The organism is Nitrospira sp. ND1, assembly GCF_900170025.1.
Taxonomy (GTDB): Bacteria; Nitrospirota; Nitrospiria; order Nitrospirales; family Nitrospiraceae; genus Nitrospira_A.
This window is the reverse complement of sequence record NZ_FWEX01000006.1, coordinates 764,739-785,119: the sequence shown is the minus strand read 5'-3', so window position 1 is coordinate 785,119 and position 20,381 is coordinate 764,739. Positions and strand designations below refer to the sequence as shown.

Annotated in this window: 20 protein-coding genes; 11 read left to right on the top strand and 9 right to left on the bottom strand. The window is 60.5% G+C overall.

The features are described 5' to 3' along the window. Positions 1-32: 32 nt before the first annotated feature. Entirely contained in the window at positions 33-1,079 is a 1,047-nt protein-coding gene (gene queG, locus NSND_RS08405; RefSeq protein ID WP_235000205.1) for a tRNA epoxyqueuosine(34) reductase QueG, read from the bottom strand. Further along, complete coding sequence (locus NSND_RS21240; RefSeq protein ID WP_080878591.1) at positions 1,064-1,438, bottom strand: hypothetical protein; 375 nt, start codon at positions 1,436-1,438, stop codon at positions 1,064-1,066. Before NSND_RS21240 ends, queG begins: the two co-directional genes overlap by 16 nt. A gap of 319 nt (positions 1,439-1,757) precedes the next feature. On the opposite strand from NSND_RS21240, the gene NSND_RS08395 reads away from it, so the two are divergent. Both NSND_RS08395 and NSND_RS08390 read left to right on the top strand, forming a co-directional pair. Further along, a complete protein-coding gene (locus tag NSND_RS08395) occupies positions 1,758-2,519 on the top strand; it encodes a response regulator (protein WP_159450706.1) in 762 nt (253 codons plus the stop codon). Positions 2,520-2,812: 293 nt separating this feature from the next. Next, entirely contained in the window at positions 2,813-3,394 is a 582-nt protein-coding gene (locus NSND_RS08390) for an SRPBCC family protein (RefSeq protein ID WP_159450705.1), read from the top strand. Here the strand turns inward: NSND_RS08390 and thiI are convergent. From thiI to coaE, 3 genes are all read right to left on the bottom strand, one after another. Then, on the bottom strand, positions 3,378-4,556 hold the full coding sequence (thiI, locus tag NSND_RS08385; protein WP_080878588.1) for a tRNA uracil 4-sulfurtransferase ThiI: 1,179 nt from the start codon (positions 4,554-4,556) through the stop codon (positions 3,378-3,380). The two genes, NSND_RS08390 and thiI, sit on opposite strands and share 17 nt — an antisense overlap. A gap of 152 nt (positions 4,557-4,708) precedes the next feature. Beyond that, positions 4,709-5,623, bottom strand: coding sequence for a thioredoxin-disulfide reductase (trxB, locus tag NSND_RS08380; RefSeq protein ID WP_080878587.1), 915 nt, complete (start codon positions 5,621-5,623; stop codon positions 4,709-4,711). Positions 5,624-5,860: 237 nt separating this feature from the next. Continuing rightward, on the bottom strand, positions 5,861-6,463 hold the full coding sequence (gene coaE, locus NSND_RS08375; RefSeq protein ID WP_080878586.1) for a dephospho-CoA kinase: 603 nt from the start codon (positions 6,461-6,463) through the stop codon (positions 5,861-5,863). 84 nt (positions 6,464-6,547) lie between these two features. Between coaE and NSND_RS08370 the strand changes: the two genes are divergently transcribed. The 8 genes from NSND_RS08370 to NSND_RS08335 all read left to right on the top strand — a co-directional run bounded on the left by NSND_RS08370 (position 6,548) and on the right by NSND_RS08335 (position 16,146). Further along, on the top strand, positions 6,548-7,588 hold the full coding sequence (locus NSND_RS08370) for a right-handed parallel beta-helix repeat-containing protein (RefSeq protein WP_159450704.1): 1,041 nt from the start codon (positions 6,548-6,550) through the stop codon (positions 7,586-7,588). A 157-nt stretch (positions 7,589-7,745) separates the two neighbouring features. Beyond that, the gene (locus NSND_RS08365; RefSeq protein WP_013247715.1) at positions 7,746-7,931 is read left to right on the top strand and encodes a hypothetical protein; all 186 of its coding nucleotides are present in this window, start codon (positions 7,746-7,748) and stop codon (positions 7,929-7,931) included. A gap of 322 nt (positions 7,932-8,253) precedes the next feature. After that, on the top strand, positions 8,254-10,929 hold the full coding sequence (locus NSND_RS08360; protein ID WP_080878584.1) for an MGH1-like glycoside hydrolase domain-containing protein: 2,676 nt from the start codon (positions 8,254-8,256) through the stop codon (positions 10,927-10,929). A gap of 14 nt (positions 10,930-10,943) precedes the next feature. Then, positions 10,944-12,929: an amylo-alpha-1,6-glucosidase gene (locus NSND_RS08355; RefSeq protein ID WP_080878583.1), complete on the top strand. Its 1,986-nt coding sequence runs from the start codon at positions 10,944-10,946 to the stop codon at positions 12,927-12,929. Between the two features lie 142 nt (positions 12,930-13,071). Continuing rightward, a complete protein-coding gene (locus tag NSND_RS08350) occupies positions 13,072-13,578 on the top strand; it encodes a hypothetical protein (RefSeq protein WP_080878582.1) in 507 nt (168 codons plus the stop codon). A 425-nt stretch (positions 13,579-14,003) separates the two neighbouring features. Further along, complete coding sequence (locus NSND_RS08345; protein ID WP_143833471.1) at positions 14,004-14,990, top strand: phytanoyl-CoA dioxygenase family protein; 987 nt, start codon at positions 14,004-14,006, stop codon at positions 14,988-14,990. A 143-nt stretch (positions 14,991-15,133) separates the two neighbouring features. Beyond that, the gene (locus NSND_RS08340) at positions 15,134-15,685 is read left to right on the top strand and encodes a GlcG/HbpS family heme-binding protein (protein WP_080878579.1); all 552 of its coding nucleotides are present in this window, start codon (positions 15,134-15,136) and stop codon (positions 15,683-15,685) included. Beyond that, positions 15,682-16,146, top strand: coding sequence for a hypothetical protein (locus tag NSND_RS08335; protein ID WP_080878577.1), 465 nt, complete (start codon positions 15,682-15,684; stop codon positions 16,144-16,146). Before NSND_RS08340 ends, NSND_RS08335 begins: the two co-directional genes overlap by 4 nt. A gap of 109 nt (positions 16,147-16,255) precedes the next feature. Here the strand turns inward: NSND_RS08335 and NSND_RS08330 are convergent, their stop codons facing one another. Then, positions 16,256-17,155 (bottom strand): NAD(P)-dependent oxidoreductase, encoded by a 900-nt coding sequence (locus NSND_RS08330; protein ID WP_080878576.1) that lies wholly within the window; start codon positions 17,153-17,155, stop codon positions 16,256-16,258. A gap of 141 nt (positions 17,156-17,296) precedes the next feature. Between NSND_RS08330 and NSND_RS08325 the strand changes: the two genes are divergently transcribed. Then, positions 17,297-17,518 (top strand): DUF3565 domain-containing protein, encoded by a 222-nt coding sequence (locus NSND_RS08325; RefSeq protein ID WP_041186406.1) that lies wholly within the window; start codon positions 17,297-17,299, stop codon positions 17,516-17,518. Positions 17,519-17,592: 74 nt separating this feature from the next. On the opposite strand, the gene NSND_RS08320 is transcribed toward NSND_RS08325, so the two are convergent. The 3 genes from NSND_RS08320 to NSND_RS08310 form a co-directional block, all read right to left on the bottom strand. Then, complete coding sequence (locus tag NSND_RS08320) at positions 17,593-18,396, bottom strand: hypothetical protein (RefSeq protein ID WP_080878574.1); 804 nt, start codon at positions 18,394-18,396, stop codon at positions 17,593-17,595. Positions 18,397-18,587: 191 nt separating this feature from the next. Beyond that, entirely contained in the window at positions 18,588-19,709 is a 1,122-nt protein-coding gene (locus tag NSND_RS08315) for a dipeptide epimerase (protein ID WP_080878573.1), read from the bottom strand. Next, the gene (locus tag NSND_RS08310; protein WP_080878571.1) at positions 19,706-20,350 is read right to left on the bottom strand and encodes a sulfite oxidase-like oxidoreductase; all 645 of its coding nucleotides are present in this window, start codon (positions 20,348-20,350) and stop codon (positions 19,706-19,708) included. Before NSND_RS08310 ends, NSND_RS08315 begins: the two co-directional genes overlap by 4 nt. Positions 20,351-20,381 lie beyond the last annotated feature (31 nt).

The following is a 20,381-nucleotide window of genomic DNA, read 5'->3' as shown; positions in this document are numbered from 1 at the left end:
ACTATCGGCCGGGGAGAAACAGTGGGTGGGGCTTAGCGGGGATCGGCGCTCGGCGGAGGTGTGGGGCTGTGCCGATCGGTGGGGGCGGGTTCATTGGAGAGCGCCCAGGAGAGATTGCGTTGGAGTCCGGCGTATTTTGCGCGGCGGATGGGACTGTGTTTGAACGTGGTGCCGAAGGTCTGCTCGTCCATCTTCGTCAGAGCCAGCAGCGACGGGGCACCGGTGAGCGAGGAAGGTTGGAAGCCGGGTTCGGTGGTTGGTCTGGCCTGGACGTTGTAGGGGCAGATGTCCAGGCAATCGTCGCAGCCGAAAATCCGGTTGCCCAGCTCTCGCCTGAGGTCCTCGGCGATCGGCGGTTCGGTGCCGCGAAGTTCGATGGTCAGGTAGGAGATGCAACGTCCGGCATCGACGACGTATGGCTCGGTGATCGCGCCGGTCGGACAGGCCTGGATGCAGAGCGTGCAGCTTCCGCAGAGATCGGTTCCCGCCTCATCCGGCTCCAGCTCCAGGGTCGTCAGAATTTCTCCCAGGAGTAGCCAGGAGCCGAAGTCTGTCGAGACAAGGTTCGAATGTTTGCCGATCCATCCGAGTCCGGCCTGCTGGGCCCAGACCTTCTCCATGACCGGCCCCGTGTCGACATAGGCCCGGTTGAGGCTGGCCGGGGCCAGCGCGCCGATGCGCTCGGCGAGTTGGGCCAACTTGTCACCAAGGATCTTGTGGTAGTCGAGGCCCCAGGCATAGCGGGCAATGCGCCCGTTTCCCTGGCGTTCGTCGGCCCGATAGTCTGTGTAATAGTTCATGCCGACAGAAATGATCGATCGGCAGCCGGGCAGTACTCGGGTGGGATCGGCTCGCCGCTCGGGATCACGGACCATCCAGGCCATGGTCGCGTGGTATCCGCGCCTGAGCCATTCTTGGAGCCGGTCCAGCAGGTCACCTGCCGAGGCCTCACGATTCAGATTTACGGCTGGGTTCGTTTGCGTAGGAAGGAGGCTGATACCGACGGCGTCGAAGCCGAGTTCGCGGGCGGCTTGTTTGATGGCGACTGTGAGGGACGCGGACATTACGGCTTCGCGCACTCGAATCGCACCATGAATTGCCCGGTGCAATGGCCGGAATCGCAGCGAGTACATTGGCCGGTAATGCGCGTCTTCCAGTCCGTGCCTTTCTGATCGAAGGTGCAAAATGTGCGACCGGCTTTGGAGATGGTCGTCCACGGTTTGTCGGTTCCCGGGAAGCGGGCGATGACGCAGCCGGCGGGAATCGGCACCTGGCACTGGTGAGTGGGATCGCCTTTCGCCATGCCGAAACTGCAGGATTGTTCGGTCGTCGCGGAGGACTCCGGCGGCGCTTGGGCCTGCCCCTCGTCGGGAATAAGGCTCCATGCGAGGACACAGCCGAGCAGTAGGGGGAGGATCGGACGAATCAGCCAAGACATGTTGGATCAACTCCGTTAAAGAGCGGCATCGTATCACAGCGGTCATTTCCGCAGCGAATCTTTCCCGGAGCGCCTGGTCCACGCAAGCCTTGTTTTCTGCCGATTCTGTCCAAGGACTGTTCAAAAACCACCGTTGGTGTATGGGGGCAAGAATCCCGCCCGGCATAACATGATGCCAGTACAGGGAAGGCCAGGTGGCATGTTAGTTGCGTTGCGGTGGGGTATCGAGCGCTGTGCGGATACGTGTGTAGTGCGCTCGAGCGGTGTGTGGTGTGAGCGGCGATACCAATTTTCCGATCTCGTTTCATCGGGTTGTACTATGGCGCAGGCAAAAATTCTGATCGTCGATGACGAAGTGGTCGTGGCTGAAGACATCAGACGTCAGCTGCGCGCACTCGGGTATCTGGTCGTGGGTGTGGTGGCATCCGCGGATGAGGCCGTACGGCTGGCCGGGGAGCATCGGCCGGATTTAGTTCTCATGGATATTAAGCTGAAGGGGCCGATGGATGGGATCGACGCGGCCCGGATCATCCAAACCCAGTATGGCGCACCGGTGATCTACCTGACGGCCTTTTCGGATGAGGAGACACTGGAGCGCGCGAGGGAAACCCTGCCGTTGGCCTATTTGATTAAGCCGTTTGTCAGGAGCGATTTGCGCGCCGCGCTGGAACTCGCGCTCTTCCGGCAGCGTGTGTCGCGTATTGCCGAGCAACGCGGGCGGTGGCTGGATGCGGTCGTTCAGTCGATGGAAGATGCCGTTGTGACGGTCGACCAGCAGGGACGGGTGACCATGCTCAATCCGGCGGCTGAGGGATTGACCGGCTGGTCGCAGCCCGATGCCCTGGGGAAGGCAGTTCAGGAAGTAATGGTGGTGTTAGATCCGGAGAGTCGGAGGTCCGTGCTGCATCCGGCCGTACAGATGTTGCGTAAGGGAACGTCTGCCGATCTTGGCGGGCGCCCGTTTCTTCTCGTGAGTCGCAACGGGCACGAGCATCGGATCAGCGACAGCGCGGCCATGATCCGTGATGAGCGGGGAGACCCGTCAGGAGTCGTACTGGTGTTTCGCCCTGCCTCTGCGTAGCCGTTCAGGTTCCCGCCGTTTTCAACCGTGTGATCATCCGGTCAGCAGGCATAATTGTATTCGTCCCGTCGTTGCGCTCGCACTGGGCGCATTCAATGAGTATACTTCTTGAGCAGCGCTGAAGGCCGGCGAGCGATTCCGGTCGCCCGGGTATTGAGACGGTTTCAAGGTGTGGAGGAACGCATGAGTGTCGGTTCTGCAATTTTCCGGGTGCGACGTCCGTCTGAGGCGCGCAATTTCGTCCGGTTCACGAACCCCACCGTTATACTGTGATGGACAGGCTACGATTCGTCGTGAGATGGGTTTGGTTGGTATCCGGTTGCCTGCTCGCTCTGGTGACCGTGCCGGTCGGGAGCGCGACGGCTGGAGAGGTTGGTTCTACCCATCTGCTGCGGGCGCTTGTGGTACAGCCTGATCCTGACGGCGGTGTGCGGGCGACGGCCACCCTGCTGTTTCCCGGCGGCCCAGCGGTGCTTCAGTCGATCCTGTCCGAGTACCGCAACTGGCCTGAACTATTTGAAACCCGGATGCGGGTGGCGCAGGTTGAAGAGCAGGACGGGCGGGTCCTCACCGACATCTATATTTCACATGCGTTGTTACCCGGCGAACAACGGCTGCTCTGTGAATCGCAGGCGTTGCCGGGCGGGGGGCTCATCACGCACCTCAAGGGGGGAGATTTCACACGGTACCATCGGGAGTGGAGGCTGCAACCGGCCGGCGACGGAACGCAAACGCGGGCGGAATTCGACTTGTTGGTCGAGGTGAAGACGCTTGTCCCCGATTGGCTGGTCGCCGTCGCCATGGAGCGGGAGCTCAATACCCACTTTCGACTGGTTCGGGAGCGAGCCCTGGATCGGATTACGAAGGAAAGGTGAACGTCGACAGCTCGGCCTTTTCGACGCCCTGCTTGACGAACGTGCTGATCTCCAGGCCCCGTTCGATGCGCAGGATATCGTCGGGTTTGGTTCTGGTGCTCGGGTGTAACGGCACGAAGAGTTTGCAGCAGTCTTGATCCGGCTCGATCGACGTTGTGAAGCTCCCGATCTGTTGCGCCTGCTCGGTAATTTCGATCTTGTCCATGCCAATCAACGGGCGCAGAAGCGGGAGTTCCGCGGCTGCTTCCACCACCGACAGATTCTCAGGTGTTTGCGATGCGACCTGGCCGAGGCTATCGCCGGTGACCAGCGCCCAACAGCCATGACGCCGCGCGAGCTCTTCGGCGATGCGCACCATGATCCGTCGATACAAGACGACACGAAACGCCGCCGGGGCGTTCGCGACGATCTCACGTTGAATCTCGCCGAAGGGCACAATGTAGAGCTGCGAATGGTATTGATAGGCCGTCAGCAGCTGGACCAGTTCCTGGACCTTCTCTTCGGAATCACGACTTACCAGCGGGCGTCCGGAGAAATGCACGAACACTGCCTTGCAGCCACGTTTCATCATCCGGTAGGCCGCCACGGGGGAGTCGATGCCGCCGGAAATCAAGCAGGCCACTTTTCCGCTGGTACCCACCGGCATGCCGCCCGGGCCTTGGATCTTTCTTGCCGCGACATGGGCTTCCTTGGTGAGGAGTTCGATGTAGAGAGTCAGGTCGGGCTGTTTCAGTTTCACGGCTTTTCCCGTGGCTTCGTGGAGATAGCCGCCGACTTCGCGTTCGACGTCCATGGAGGTCAGAGGCAGGCGTTTATCCGCGCGTTTGGCCGTCACCCGGAACGAGTTGAATGTCTGTTCGGAGAGTTGCCGCTCGGCGACTTGCTTGATGGTCGTGAGGTCCGGCGCCGTGAGATCCAACGGCACGGATTCGGTCAGCAGAAAGTTTGAAACTCCGCAGGTGCGGCGGAGTCGTTCAGTCACCAGGTCGGGCGTTACCTCATCGGGAATCGTCACCCGGATGCGCCCCTGCAGCGATTCGATCCGCCGGATCTTCAGATCTTTCAGCGCCAGTCTGAGATTGCGGACGAGCCGTTGCTCGAAGAAGTCGCGGTTGCGGCCTTTGAGGGCGAGTTCGTGGTAGTGGACAATGGCGCAACGCATAAGTGGTTACAGGATGCTGAAAATCGCCACCAACTTCGTTCTCGCTTCGCGACAATCCTCGACGTACCACTGCGGGTACGCCTCCGGTTGTCGCTCAGCTGCGGCCTTGTTGGATGCCGATTTTGAGCATCCTGGCCGATCAGACGCAACGGTCATTGGTGCTCCAGAAATCGTTCGGCGTCGATGGCGGCCATGCAGCCGGAGCCGGCAGCGGTGATGGCCTGACGGTACTTCGTATCCTGGACATCACCTGCGGCAAACACGCCGGCGACGCTGGTGGTCGTGCCTTGCGAGGTGAGGATGTAGCCCTTCTCATCCATCGTGAGTTGGCTTTTGAAGAGATCGGTATTGGGCCGGTGGCCGATGGCGACGAAGACGCCGTCGCAAGCCAGTTCCGAAGAGGCCCCTGTCACGAGGTTCTTGAGTCGGGCCCCGGTGACCAGGTCTGTTCCAAGGATGTCTTCGACGACGGAATTCCATGCGAAGGAAATTTTTTCATTCTTCATGGCGCGGTCCTGCATGATTTTCGAGGCCCGCAGCTTGTCCCTCCGGTGGACTACGGTGACGGTTCGGGCGAACTTCGTCAGAAAATTGGCCTCTTCCAGCGCGCTGTCGCCGCCGCCCACGACCACTAGGTCTTTCCCGCGAAAAAAGTAGCCGTCGCAAGTCGCGCAGGTCGAGACGCCGTGTCCGATCAACCTGGTTTCATTCGGTACGCCGAGCGGAATGGCCGATGCGCCGGTGGCCAGGATCAAGGTCGCCGCCGTCACCGTCTGTTCCCCGTCGATGGTCAGGCGAAAAGGCCGCTGTGTGAGATCGACGGCTGAGACATCTCCGGTCAGGAATTCGGTGCCAAATCGCTCCGCCTGGGCACGTATCTCCTTCATGAGCTCAGGGCCCATGATGCCCTTGGAAAATCCGGGATAGTTTTCGACTTCGGTAGTCGTCGTCAGTTGCCCGCCGGACTGCCAGCCTTCTATGAGCAGTGGCGAGAGATTGGCTCTGGCTGCATAGATGGCGGCGGTGAGGCCGGCTGGACCGGACCCGATAATGACCACGTTGTGCATGCGCGGATGCTAACACACCGACGCTGCGAGGGAAAAGCTGCGATCTAGCCCGCATTATTCATGACGGTTCGTCGCGAAAGTGCGGAGTCGCGAAGCGAGACGGGCGCGTGGAGCCGTAAGGAAGGGAGGCATCCTTGAACAGGATGTCGACCGACCGAGCGGCGAGCCCGCCCGCCGACAGGCCTGTCGCAGCCGGGAATCCGCGATTGCAGCAGAAGCGCTCATGAGTAATGCGGGCTAGGCCAGGGTGTGAAGCTCGCGGTAGAGCCGTTTGACCAGCGTCAGCAAGCGTGGGCGGGGCGTGGTGCCGTCGAGGAGGTAGTCCGCCGCGGCGGCTTTCTGTTTGATCGGCATTTGGCTGCGAATGCGCCTGATGGCTTCGGCGCGGGTGAATCCGTTGCGTTTGTTCAGGCGGGTGATTTGGGTTTCCCGGTCGGCGGTGACGACAATGACCCGGTCCACGCGCTTGTCGATGCCGGCTTCGTAGAGGAGTGGAACGTCGTAAATGACGACGGCGTTCGGGTCCTTGCGAGCGGCTTGCCTGGTCAGTCTGGCCTGTTCACGCGCGACGCGGGGATGGATGATCTGTTCCAGGCGGCGCAGTTTGGACCGGTTTCGAAAGACGACGGCGCCCAGCGCCTGGCGATTGAGGGTACGATCGGGATTGAGAACGGCCGTGCCGAAGGTCTTGATGATGGCGCGCCAGGCCGGCTTGCCCGGTTCCACCACCTGATGGGCCAGCGCATCGGCGTCGATGACGAGCGCCCCGCATCGCTCGAACATCTTCGCTACCGTGCTCTTGCCGGTCGCGACACCGCCGGTGAGGCCCACAAGGATCATGGGGCGGGAAGATACCATGGGGGGCGAGGGCCCGCAATGACGCTCGATTGACTTCTCGCCATGCCCGGCGGTATGACCATTTGTATGAAGAACATGAAAAATTGTCTATTCGCCGTCCTCTTTGTGTGTCTATCGGCCTCGGCCCAGGTCTTGAGCCTACCCATCGCTCAGGCTGAAGAGCCGGCGTCCGTTGAACGACAGCCGCTGGTGGTGGCGTTGGACGGCTCGGGTCAGTTCCTATCCATTCAGGAAGCGGTGGATGCCGCAAAGAAGGGTGACACCGTGCTCATCAGGCCCGGCGCCTATGCCGAGGATGTGACCATTCACAGCAAGGAGAACGTTCGCCTGATCGGAGCAGGAATGGATCAGGTGACGATCTTGGGCCGTGAGCGGGTCGGGGTGTTCCATGTCGGAAAGTGGCCCTATGGCGCGACCAACATCGAGATCTCCGGCATCACGATCAACGAACATGGCGGGCACGCGATGGGGATGTTCAACGGCCGCGGCATCGTGCTCCACCATGTGCGGGTCAAAGGGATGTTGTTTACGCAGCAGGTGGAAGATGTGCGCATCGAGGACTGTATTATCGGCGGCAGTGAAACCACCGGCGTTCAATTCGCAAATTCTCAGGCGGTCATGCGGAGCAATTTCATCCATGACAATGATCATGGTGTCAGCGTCGCAGGCAAATCCACGGTACGACTCGAACGAAACGTCATTACCAGGAGCCTGTTCGAGGCGGTCATCGTCAACGATCAAGCGAAGGCGACCTTACTCGGCAATACCTTTGTGAAAAACGGTGGCGGGGCGGCGTTTTTAGGCACCTCGCAGAATGAAGCCTCCGGCAATATTGTGAGCCTCAACGCCTATGGGTTCGTCGTAGCCCCCTCCAGCCGGGTGCTGTTCTCCTACAATGCCATGCAAAACTCCGGGTCCAACTATCTTCGGTCCGGAACCCCCAACCAACCGGCTCCAGAACTGAAGCCTGATTCTGATTTGACGGTGGATCCACGATTCGTTGACACTGCCCGGGATGATTTCAGGCTTCGTGCGGATACCGCGCTGGTGAAAATCGGTGAGTTTCCCTACCTTGGTGCCTTGCCCCCTCTAGCCGGATCGCACTGACTGCCGTCAGTAAATCGATAACAAATTAAGAGGTTAGCCCTCTGATCCAGTCGAAAGAGTCCTTGTGCTATGCTTCAGTGTACGCATGGCATCCAGGTTTCTCCGGTGTGGCTCAAGAATTGCTGCACTACGACCGACAAGGGATTGGAGGTAACAAGTGGCCAGTTTCAGATTCGACCTGGAAAAGCGGAGTACCGACGGGATTCCCAACCTGGCGGAACTGGAATCCGGCAAATTGCTTGGGGCGATACTGCCGATGTCCGAGCAGGCGCAACTTCAGTTACGGGACAGCATCGAAGTCATCGACTACCTCATGAACCAAGAAGGCGTTGTTTGGAGCTAGGGCCTGTGTCTTCCTGCTGAGTGTTCCTTCCCAGTCCCCTGTCACCACCCATATTTTCTTTCGCCGGACCTCGCAAAGATCGGTTTGCTGACTCGACTCCTGTCGTGCGCGGTGGACGCTGACTTGTTTCCTATCCTGACGCCCTCGAATCTCGGTTGAATCTTTTTCGAGCCCGGCGCATGCTGGCCCCTGCTGCGACCTTGCTGGACCGCCTTTCTCAACAGCCTGTAGCGGATTCTGGGAACGTCGACGGCTCTGCTGGTTTCCGCACTTCTGCTCGGAGTATGTAGTACGTCAACACACTGGTAGGAGACCTCGTGCTATGTCGACATCGCCGGGAGAGGAGGCTGTTCGTCCGGGGTCCGCTGAGCAGCAGCGCCTGGATGAGGACGATCTGCGCAGGAAACACTGGAAACGCTGGGGGCCCTATGTCAGCGAACGGGCTTGGGGAACGGTCCGCGAAGACTATAGCCCGTATGGGACGGCCTGGGAATCGGTTCCCCACGACCATGCCCGCTCGAAAGCCTACCGTTGGAATGAAGACGGATTGGCCGGCATTTGTGATCGGCACCAGTTCGTCTGTCTCGCGCTGGCGCTTTGGAACGGACGGGACCCGATTCTCAAAGAACGGATGTTCGGCCTCACGGGGAACGAGGGCAATCACGGGGAGGATCCCAAAGAATATTATTTCTATCTCGACTCCACGCCTACGCATTCCTACATGAAGTTTCTCTATAAGTATCCACAGGCGGCGTTTCCGTATGCACAACTCATTGAAGAAAACCGTCGTCGCGGCCGGTCCGATCCGGAATTCGAGCTGCTCGACACGGGGGTGTTCGCCGGCGATCGTTACTTCGATGTCGGCGTCGAATATGCCAAGGCCTCGCCGGAGGATTTGCTCATGCGGATCCAGATCGTCAATCGCGGTCCGGATCCGGCGCAGCTGACAGTGCTGCCGACCATCTGGTTCCGCAACACCTGGTCGTGGGGACTCGATGTGCGCCGCCCGCGGATGCGGAAAGGCGAATCGACGTCGTCGGTCGGTATTGTGGAGTTCGACCATGAGTATTACGGGCCGCGACGGTTGCTCTGCGAGGGTGGGCCGGATCTGTTGTTCACCGAAAACGAAACCAATACCCGGCGTCTCTACGGCGATGTGGATGGCGCACGGCATGTGAAAGACGGGATCAATGACTACGTCGTGCAGGGCGACAAGGGCGCGGTCAATCCCGACCAGATCGGGTCGAAGGCGTCCGCGCACTATGTGGTGACCGCGTTGCCTGATCGGCCTGTGACGATTCGGTTGCGGTTCACGAACGAGTCCGCCGAAGGGGCTGTCGATCCGCAGGCATTCGATGCGGTCTTTGCCGCCCGTCTCAAGGAAGCGGATGAGTTTTATGCCGCACTGGCCCCCGCGAACGTGTCTGAAGATGCGCGAATGGTGCAGCGGCAAGCCTTCGCCGGGCTCTTGTGGAGCAAGCAGTTTTATCACTACGACGTCGATCGCTGGCTGAAGGGCGACCCGGCGGGACCGGAACCTCCTAAAGAGCGGCTGCATGGCAGGAACGCCGACTGGACGCATCTCTACAATGCCGATGTCATTTCCATGCCGGATAAGTGGGAATATCCCTGGTATGCGGCCTGGGACTTGGCGTTTCACTGCCTGCCGATCGCGCTTGTCGATCCGCGTTTTGCCAAGGATCAGCTCGTCCTCATGTTGCGCGAATGGTACATGCATCCCAACGGGCAGATTCCCGCCTATGAATGGGCCTTGGGCGACGTGAATCCGCCGGTGCATGCCTGGGCGGCTTGGCGGGTGTATAAGATCGAGAAGAAGCGGAAGGGCGTCGGCGACCGCATCTTTCTGGAGCGGGTGTTCCACAAGCTCCTGCTGAATTTTACCTGGTGGGTGAATCGGAAGGATGCCGAGGGGAAGAATATTTTTCAGGGCGGATTTCTGGGGTTGGACAACATCGGGGTGTTCGATCGCAGCAAGCCGTTGCCCACCGGCGGACACATCGAGCAATCCGACGCAACCAGCTGGATGGGGATGTATTGCCTGAACATGTTGTCCATCGCGTTGGAATTGGCCCGGGAAGACCGGGCCTATGAAGATGTCGCCAGCAAGTTCTTCGAGCATTTTGTCTACATCTGCCGGGCGATGAACAACATCGGCGATGCGAAGATCGAACTCTGGAACAAGGCCGACGGCTTCTTCTACGACGTGCTGCACCTGCCGGACGGGAAGAAGTTTCCGATGAAGGTGCGGTCGATGGTCGGCTTGATTCCGTTGTTTGCGGTGGAGACGCTGGATTCCGAGCTCATCGACCGGTTGCCCCGTTTTAAGCACCGGATGCAATGGTTCATCGAAAACCGGCCGGATTTCAGTCTGCACATTGAAACCCAGTCGCAGGACGGGGAGGTGCGCCGGTTCTTATCGCTCGTCAACCGTCACCGGCTGCCCAAGGTCCTGCGGTACATGTTGGATGAGCAGGAGTTTTTGTCGCCGTATGGCGTGCGGGCTCTGTCCCGTTATCACAAGGACCATCCCTACGTGTTCTCGATGATGGGCACGAGCCAAAGCGTCGAATATCAACCGGCGGAATCCACCAACGGTCTCTTCGGGGGAAATTCCAATTGGCGGGGGCCGGTCTGGTTTCCCGTGAACTACCTCCTGATCGAATCTCTTCAGAAGTTTCACTATTATTTGGGCGACGGCTTCACGGTCGAGTACCCGACGGGGTCGGGACAGAAGCGCACTCTCGCCGACGTTGCGGCTGAGCTGTCCCGACGGCTCACGCATACCTTTCTGCGCGGGCCCGATGGTCGGCGTCCCGTCTACGGCGGTGCGGAAAAGTTTCAGCAGGATCCGCACTGGCGCGATCTCATCTTGTTCTATGAATATTTCCATGGCGACAACGGCGCCGGGATCGGCGCGAGCCATCAAACAGGCTGGACCGGGCTGGTGGCCAAGTTGATTCAGCAGTCGGGCGAGTAAGCCGGAGGCACGGGATGACCATCGATTCGAGACGCTGTCAGGACCTTGACCGGGCACTCAGTCTGGAATGGCTGGAGACGAACGGGCGGGGCGGGTATGCTTCGGGCACCGTCGCCGGCGCGAATACGCGACGCTACCATGCGTTGCTGCTGGTGGCCAGACGCCCGCCGGTCGATCGTGTGGTCCTGGTGAATCATCTCGAAGAATCGGTGGAAGTCGGCGGCCAATCCTTTCCGCTCTCGACAAATCTGTATAGCGGCGCGGTTCATCCGGAAGGGTATCGGTATTGCGACGGGTTCTCCGCCCTGCCATGGCCGACCTGGCGTTACGCCTCCCATGGAATCCGCTTGGAGCGTGAACTGCTCTGTCCGGATGGCCGCGATATGGTCGTCGTGCGATGGCGGTTGCTTGGCGACGCACCGTCTGCTGTGGTGCTGCGGGTCAGGCCGATGCTCTCGGGTCGCGACTTCCATGCGCTGCATCAGGAGAACGCCGGGGTGCGCAGTCAGGCCACGGTTCACGAGGGCCGTGTCACGTGGCAACCCTACGATGCGCTACCTGCCGTGCTGGCGTTCCACAACGGGGAGTACCACCATGGGCCGGATTGGTACCGCCACATTCACTATCGGATCGAGCGCGAACGCGGCCTGGACCATACGGAGGACTGGTGGTCGCCGGGCGAATGTGAGTTCACGCTCACTCCGGGATCGGTGGCGGAACTTCTGTTCACGACCGAACAGCTTGAGTCCGTCGATGTCGCGCAGGTTGTAGCGGCGGAGCGGCGGCGGCGCGCAGAGTGTCCGGTATCGGCGCCGACCGACGATGCGTTGGCGCAGGAACTCTGGGTTGCGAGCGGCGCGTATCTTGTCCGGCGGGGAAACGGGCAGACGGTGATCGCCGGGTATCCCTGGTTTGCCGATTGGGGGCGAGACACATTTATCGCCTTGCCGGGGCTCTGCCTCGTGACGGGTCGTTACGACGTGGCCCGGCAGGTCATCGAGGCGTTTGCGTCTCATGTGTCGCAAGGGATGGTGCCGAATCGATTTCCCGACATCGGCGAACAGCCTGAGTACAACACGATCGATGCGTCCTTATGGTTTATTCATGCCGTGGACCGCTATCTTCACTATAGCCGCGACCTCGACGGAGTGCGTCGGACCGCCTGGCCCGCGATCAAACAGATTGTGGAGGGGTATCGTCGAGGCACGCGGTTCGGCATTCACATGGACGACGACGGGATGATTACCGGCGGCGAGGAGGGCGTTCAGCTCACATGGATGGATGTCAAAATCGGCGATTGGGTGGTGACTCCCCGGCACGGGAAACCGGTCGAGATTCAAGCGCTCTGGGTGCGGGCATTGGCGGCGGCTGCCGAACTGGCGGCGCAATTCGGGGAACCGGCGTACGCGGCACAATGCCGGCAGGATCGTGCCAGGGCCACCGAGTCGTTCCGGGCCCGCTTCTGGTACCGGACCGGGGGCTATCTCTTCGATGTGGTGGACGGGCCGATGGGAGACGACGCCTCGCTCCGTCCGAACCAGATTTATGCCCTGGCGTTGGATGATCGGCTGGTGACGGAGGCACAGGCGAAACACATCTTGCAGCTCGTGAGAGAGCGATTGCTCACGCCGCTGGGCTTACGCACGTTGGCGCCGGAGGACATCCGATTCTGTGCTTCGTACGAGGGCGGGGTCTCCGAGCGGGATGGCGCGTACCATCAAGGCACCGTATGGCCGTTTCTGCTCGGCCCGTTCGTGACAGCGTGGGTGAACACCTATGGCGATAGTCCGGCGGTGCGGCGGGATGCGCGCATGTTTCTCGACGGGTTGCACGAACATTTACACGAAGCCTGCCTGGGCCACGTGTCGGAGATCTTCGACGGTCAACACCCGCATCGAGCGCGTGGCTGCGTGGCGCAGGCCTGGTCCGTGGCCGAACCCTTGCGCGCGCTCATTGAAGATCTCGGCGCGGTTCATGAGCGATCATCGAGCCTGCGCTGAACAGTGACGTTGCGGTTCCTTCAACAATTGCCGGTTCCATGCTGACATGAGCGCGTGAGTGCTCCTGTCTTGTCACGTTCCTTCCAGATTCTGCTCCGGAAATCTTGACAGCCAAAGAAGCGATCCGGTAAGGATAAGGAAGATGCGTCAGCACACATCCGTCACAATTGTCGCACTCCTGTCCGCCGGGTTGTTCCTGACCGGCTGTCAGCTCTTCGATTCCTCAACGCGTCAGCCGGCACCTCGCTCGGCTTCCGTGATGTCGATGTGGGAATTGTACCGGCATTGCCAATCGAGCGGCGATGTCGAGACGGTCTTGTCGGCAGCGAAACAGCTGCAGCAGTCCGCTGATACGCATGTGGTTCCCGCTCCGGATGTTCCCAAGAGCCTTGACCGGTTTGTCACGCGACAGCCGGTTCGCACGACTGTTGATCCCAAAGCGCTGGCCGCTTCGTGCACCTTGCAGGCGGCCCGGACGAGCCTGAGCGCCGGACGTGAGCAGGAAGCCGAGCAGCTGCTCTACGCCGTGGTGCTGAGTTATCCGGAGAGCGACTATACCTTTTACGTCGCGCAAGCAAGGGTCTGGATCGAGGAGTTGCATCGTCCCGGCACGCTGGATGCTGTTATCCATCCCATCTCCACCTTCTAGCAGGCCGTTGAAAAAGTCCGCCGCCGGCGTTCTCGCTCCATTCAGAGTCTCAACGTACCGCAGAGGGTACGCCTTGGCCCTTCATTCGCTGCGGCCTTGCTGGACGGCCTTTTTGAACCGCCTGCAGGCGGTGCGCCTGGAATACCTGATCGCAGCCGATTCAAAAAAATACAAGAGCGGCGGCGCTGAACCGACAACCTGCTAGCTGGCTGTTGACCTCGCCCGTGTCTCACTCAGTCAGCAGTGTTGAACTGAGTCCCTCAATCATCACGGAGTGGTTGTCTGATGCGCAGGCCATTGCGGCTCGGATCTCTTATGAGCCCCGATGTCCCGGAGCTGCAGGGGGATGCTGGAAAACCGGTCTCCTGTCGCAGACGACCGGAAGCCTTCTTGTTGTCCGTGCTTGAGCGGCAAGCGGGGGTGGCGTGAAACGAGTCGGAGGGTGGCACACACTGTGGCGTGGAAAAACCTGTCTGCAGCTGGTGCGCAGCTTGATGGTCTATGTCTGGCCCTTGTCGATCCTCGGGCGGCTCTTCTATCGACTTCGCTGGTCCCCGCCTCTTTATGGGGCGATCAATCGCCGATCCCGGCGGGTGTTCCGCTCGATTCCGCAGGTGCTTGGTCCGCATGGTGTCGAGGCGGTTCGCGCCCTCGACACCGACGGGATCTTTCGCACCTCCGTCGAAACTCTGGCGCAAGATCCGGCTTTGTTCCGGGATCTGGCTCGGGATGCCGGGATGATGCTCGCCGGGCAGGATGTCCAACGGAAGATCAGGCAGCGATACAATCCGAACGATGCGAAATGGTACGTGGTGCGGGCGATCGGACGTCGCGCGAAACGACCGCCCATTCCCTCGTCTTTCATCCGGTTCTTTCTCCATCCGCAGTTGCTGAGTATCGCCAGTACTTATCTCGGGCTGCAGGTCCGTCTCAACTACATGGACGTCTGGCATAACATCCCGGTGTGTGAGGGTGAGCCGCCGATCTCTGCGGAGCTCTGGCATCGCGACCATGAAGATAAGCGCATCATCAAGGTCTTTGTATTGTTGAGCGATGTCGATGGGACGATGGGGCCGTTCACTTATGTGAAGCGTTCTCAGGTGGGCGGTGAGTACGGATCGCTCTTTCCTGCCATTCCCCCGACCGGTCGGTACCCGAAACAGGATGTGCTCGACCAACTCATCAACGATACGCCGTTGCCGTCTGTCTCCTGCGTCGGGCCGGCGGGCAGTGTCATCCTGTGTGATGCGAGTGGGCTGCACCGAGGAGGTCGGTCGCTTACGCATCCGCGAATCGTCCTGGTGGGTGTCTACACCTCCAATGCCGGACTCGATGCGGCCCGTTATTCCCTCCCTCGATCGGTCGGCCACGAACAGTTGTCCCCTGCCGCGAAGTTCGCCCTGTATTCCTAGCACGCCGGTACCTGTTCGCATATCTGAAAGCTTGAGCGCTGAGTATTGACAGAGCGGTTTGATGGCCGTACCCTCGCACGTCGGAATACGGATAGGGGTGTTCGGTTGACTACGCAGGGGATAGAGAACGAAGGAGGCCTGTGATGGTGGGGACGATACAATCGTTGAAACGGGGCCTGGGGCGTGTCGGCATGATGGCGGGGGTTCTGTTCCTGGCCGGCGGGTGGCCTGTGGTGGCGTCGGCGGCGGATGAATTACCCAAAGAGGCTGTGTTGCCGGCGGCATTAGCGGGTAAAGCTGCGCAAGCGGCGCTCGATTTCTGCAAGAAGGACGGCTATCGGGTCAGTGCGTCGGTCGTAGATCGCGCAGGGGTCTTGCGGGCCATGATGCGGGCCGACGGGGCTGGTCCACATACCGTCGATAGCAGCAGAAAGAAGGCCTATACCGCTGCCAGCTTGCGGCGCGCGACGAGCGACTTGGCCGACATGATTGCCAAGCAGCCCGCATTGCAAGCATTGCGAGAGATGAATGAGAGTATTCTGATGGTCGGTGGCGGGTTACCCATCGAAATCGCCGGCGAGGTGGTCGGGGCGATCGGTGTCGGGGGCGCGCCTGGTACGCATCTGGACGATGCCTGCGCCGAAGCGGGCCTTGATGCAATCGGAGCGGCCTCGAAGATGCCTACGGCCAAATGATGAGGGGACGAGGGAGAGGACCGGGCTGGGCTCTGATCGGTCTGGTCCTCCTCCTGTCGGCCTGCAATAGTGATCGCCCTGAGCCGGCCGAGTTCGATCTTCCCTCGGCCGGGCTTCGGTTGAATCTGACTCGCCTCGCCACGCACCCCTTTCTCTCCCGCTATCGATTGACCCTTCGCATTGAAGGGCCGCGCGGCTGCTCAGTCACGTCGGAATTGTTTCCCGACACGGGGTATGCCGGGCGGCGGAATGTCTACCAACAGCCGTCGGGCGTCATCACGGTCTTGGGGCAGTACGATGCGCGGGTGTTCGATCCGGCCAACTGCAGCCTTCGCCTGGTGGAGTTTCAATCGCTGGTCGGCCAGGCCACATTTCTTGGCGCGTTCGATGTCGATGCCCAGAAGCGGTGGCGATTTCTTGATGCGTCCGTGCGACCGGAGCGGTCGTTCGAAAAGCATTAGCCCGGAGCGGACCGGCGAGCGCGGGCTTCGTGAACTACTGCGAGGGTGGTCGGTGCGGCTGTGACCGGGGCGCTGCTTCCATCGGTAGAATGTGTGGGGCGTCAGATCGTCAATGATTCAGCCGGTCTTTGAAGGTCAGCTCAGCGACGGCAGATTTATCTAATTCTCCCTTACCATGGTCGATGAGACGTCGATATTGATCGTAGGTGGCTTTGGCCAGGGGCAGGTCCAAGCCTGCCTGTTGGGCCAATGCGCAGGCGATCCCCGAGTCTTTTGCCGCGTGGGCGGCTGAGAAGTAGCAGTCGTGAGCCCGCTGTTGCATGTCCTCACCGTCGGTTTCGAGCACGCGGGAGTTGGCGCCGGTCTGTGAAAAGACTTCTCGAAGCATCGTGAGGTCCAGGCCGAGGGCCGACCCCAGTCCGAGTCCTTCAGCCAGCGCGGCGGTGTTGGCGTTCATGACCATGTTTACCAGGGCCTTCACCTTGGCGGCTTCGCCCGCAGGCCCGATATACCGCAGGTGTGCGCTCAGATCCTGCAAGAGCGGCTTCGCCCGCTCGAACACCTCCGGTCGTCCGCCGCACATTAAATAGAGCGTGCCCTGGCGCGCTTGTGTGATGCTGCTGGCCATGCAGGCTTCCAGGCTTCGGCCGCCCTGTTGCTCGACCAACGCATGGACTTCTCTTTGGAGCTCAGGTGACAGGGTGGCGCAATTGATGAACAGGCGATTGGCGGCGTGGCGTAGCAAACTGTCTGGCCCGCCGAGTGAATAGATTTGGCGCATGGCGGCATCGTCCGACACCACCGTCAGCACCGTATCGGCCAACTCAGCCACACGCGCCGGAGTCGTGACCGCCGTGCACGCGAGTTCCTTCGCGAGCGCCCCCGCGCGTTCCGTGTCGGTGTCATAGACCGCCACGATCGCATAGTGGAGGTCGTGTAGCCGCCGAGCCATGTTGGCCCCCATCCGTCCTATTCCCACGATGCCGATTCGAAATTCTGACTGTGCCATCCGCAACCTCCTGGAAAACATGCTACTCTGCCGGGCGCGGAAGTCTACCACAGTCCCTTTGGATGCAGGTATCCACGCGTCCGGTTCTGTCAGGGGAGTGCGTCAATTCAAAACAGCGGCACGAAACACGGGGAGTCCGGTATGCAACAGGCGATTATCGGGTATCACCAGGACGACGAAGGCCATTGGGTGGCCGACCTTCGCTGCGGTCATGGCCAACATGTGCGACATCAGCCGCCTATGACGAGTCGTCCGTGGGTATTGACGGAGGAGGGGCGGCGAGCGTTCCTCGGGACGGAGTTGAATTGTAAAAAGTGTGAAGAAGGGGGCGACGGGTTCGACCCCACCGGGGCTCAGTCTTGAGGGCTCCGGTGGGGCTGATAAGGCGATGACACGCCTGGATCAGAATTGATGGAGAGAGGCGTTGAGGACGATCTCTAGGCCCAGATCCAGTCGAAGAGGGACGTGAACCATCCCGTCACACTTGAGAACCAGGATTCGTCCTGAGGGGCTGCTGCGGTCGCGGGTCGCGGGGCTTGTGGCGCAGCGGGTGCCTGCGCGGCCTTTGCAGGAGTACTGGGTGAAGGCGGGGTTGCGACGACCGGTGCGGGCTGAGGCACCGCCGGTGTCGTGTCGGCACTGGTGGCGGCTGGGGGCGCCTGCGATGCGGTCGGCGTGGAATCAATCTGTGGCGTTTGCGGGGTGATGACCGCGACCAGGTGCGGCTCCTGCGGGCTTCCGTCCACCGTGGTCACACGGGCCTCCGGGCCGGATGGTGTTGTCGCCATCGTGTGTTCGTGTTGGGCCGTGAGCGCTTCCAGCCGTTTCTCGATCCGTTTGGTCTCGCTGATTTCCTTCAACATGGCCTGATGCCGGGCGCGTAATGCCACGATGCTGTACTCGAGGGCCGCGAGTTTGGCCTGGTTGCTCTTGTGAAGCTGCTCGTAGGCGAGCTGGATCTTTTTCAGTTCGCCCTTGAGAGTGGCAAGAGAGCGTTCCTCACGCTGATTGGCGAGGTGAGTCTCTTCTCGTTGTTGTTCGAGGCTCTGGATGTCCGCCTGAGTCTGGGCGAGTTCAGTGGCCCGCGTTTTTACCTCATGCCTGGCTGTCTCATAGGTTTGTTGCGAAACACAGCCTCCCAGCATCAAGGTACCGACTCCAAGCATCCAGAAGAGTGCGATGGGACGGATGTTGCGAGGAGACGCGGTCGCGAGTATCGGGCGCGGAGTGATTACTTGCATGGGACCTTCCTCCCGGGTACGTACGGTGCCAGTCGTTGCGATCGGTGCTCCGCCTGTGCGAAGCCGCTGTGCCTGAGGTTAATTTTTCAGAAAAGTGGAAAAACGGCAAAATATTTCGGGAAACCTGCAGTGCGTTGTCGGGGGTGAGAATCAGAGAGCAAACAGGTTGCGTGAGGAGGTCCGGATCCGTGCTACTGGACGGTGATGCGGTCTGCGGGACAAGGGATCTGCATATCGAGTCCGCCTTCAGACCAGGGCTGGAGACGCGGGCCGCTATATCGATACCCTCCGGTCACCGGGTCGGTTGAGAGGAGGAGCGGTGTGTCCAGATCCAGCACATCGAAGCCGCCGAGGCCCAGCACGAGACTGAATGAGCAGCCCATGGCGATACGGGTTTCCAGCATGCCGCCGACCATGAGACGCAGGCCGGCGGAGCGGGTGAAGGCGGCGATTCGCCACGCGTCTATCACGCCGGTTTTCATGATCTTGATGTTGATATAGTCGGCGGCCTGCATCCGGACGACCTCGCGCGCGTCGTCCAGCGACCGGACGGACTCATCAGCCGCCACGGGAATGCCCGTCAGGTGCCGAATCGCCTGTAGTCCTTCGAGATCATCGCGCACGACCGGTTGCTCGAGCAAGACCAGCCGCCCGCCGAACTGCTTCACTCCATGGACAAAGCGGAGACAGTCCTCACGGGAGAATCCCTGATTCCCGTCGCCGATAAATCCGATCTCGGGGAGCGCGTTGTGCACGGCCTGTAATCGGCGAATGTCCTGTTCCACATCCGTCCCGACTTTCATCTTAAAGAGGCGGAATCCCCTGGCGTACCAGCCACGTGCGAGTTCCAGCGTCTTTTCCGGACTGCAGATCGGGATGGTGATGTCGGTTTCCCGCTCGCGGACGTCAGCGGCTCCCCACAATTGCCAGAGCGGGATGCGCCGTGATCGACAATAGGCGTCGAGCATCGCCGTTTCCAAGCCGCAACGAGCGGCAGGGTGGAGTGTGGCCTGTTCGTTGAGCCGGTCTGCCAGGGACTCGTAGTCCCCGACCGATTGGCCGATCATAGTCTTCGCCAGTTCCGTGGCTGCGGCGAAGCAGGTTGCCCGATCTTCACCTCCGACCTCGGGAAAGGGCGCGGCTTCTCCCACACCCTGAGTTCCATTCCGCAAGGTGACTCGCATGAACAGGTTTTGCGCCGTCACCCGTGCCCCCGTGGCGACCACGAACGGATCCGTGATCGGAATATCGACCGGCCAGATTTCGATACGCTGTATGATGGGTGCGTTCACCGGAGAATTGTGTTCGTTCATCCGTACCGGTCATTCTGCCAGGGGAAGGCGCTGTTCGAATAGCCCCGCACTTCCCAGAACCCCTTCTCGTCGTGGTCGGAGAAGGTGATTTCCTTGATCCACTTGGCGCCTTTCCAGGCATACCGTTTCGGGATGATCATGCGAACCGGACCGCCGTGTTCTTTGGTGAGCGGCCGGCCGTTCCATTTGTACGTAAGGAGCACGTCGTCGTCCTGACAGGCGACGAGCGGTAAATTCGTGGTGTAGTCGTCGTACGATTTGAAGAGGATGAATTTGGCCGACGGGAGCGGCTGGACGACAGCCATCAGCTGTTTGAAGCTGACCCCTTCCCACTCATTGTCGTAACGACTCCAGGACGTCACGCAATGGAAGTCCGATACGTTCTTGAATTGCGGTTGCGCAAGGAAGTCCGCCCAGGTCCAAGTGGCAGGCGTGGTCACCGCACCTCCGATGGTCAACGTCCATTCCGACAGGGGAATATCGGGCTTTTGGCCCAGGTCGAGTACCGGCCAGGTTTCCACGAGATGTTGGCCTGGAGGGAGCCGATCATCTCCTTCGTAAAAGACCTCGCGTTCTTCCCCGCCGCGTCGGGCCTTGGCCCAATTTTCCTTGGTCTTGATGAAACGGTCATTCTGATCCATACCCAGCCTCCTGGAGACAGAGTAGGGCAAG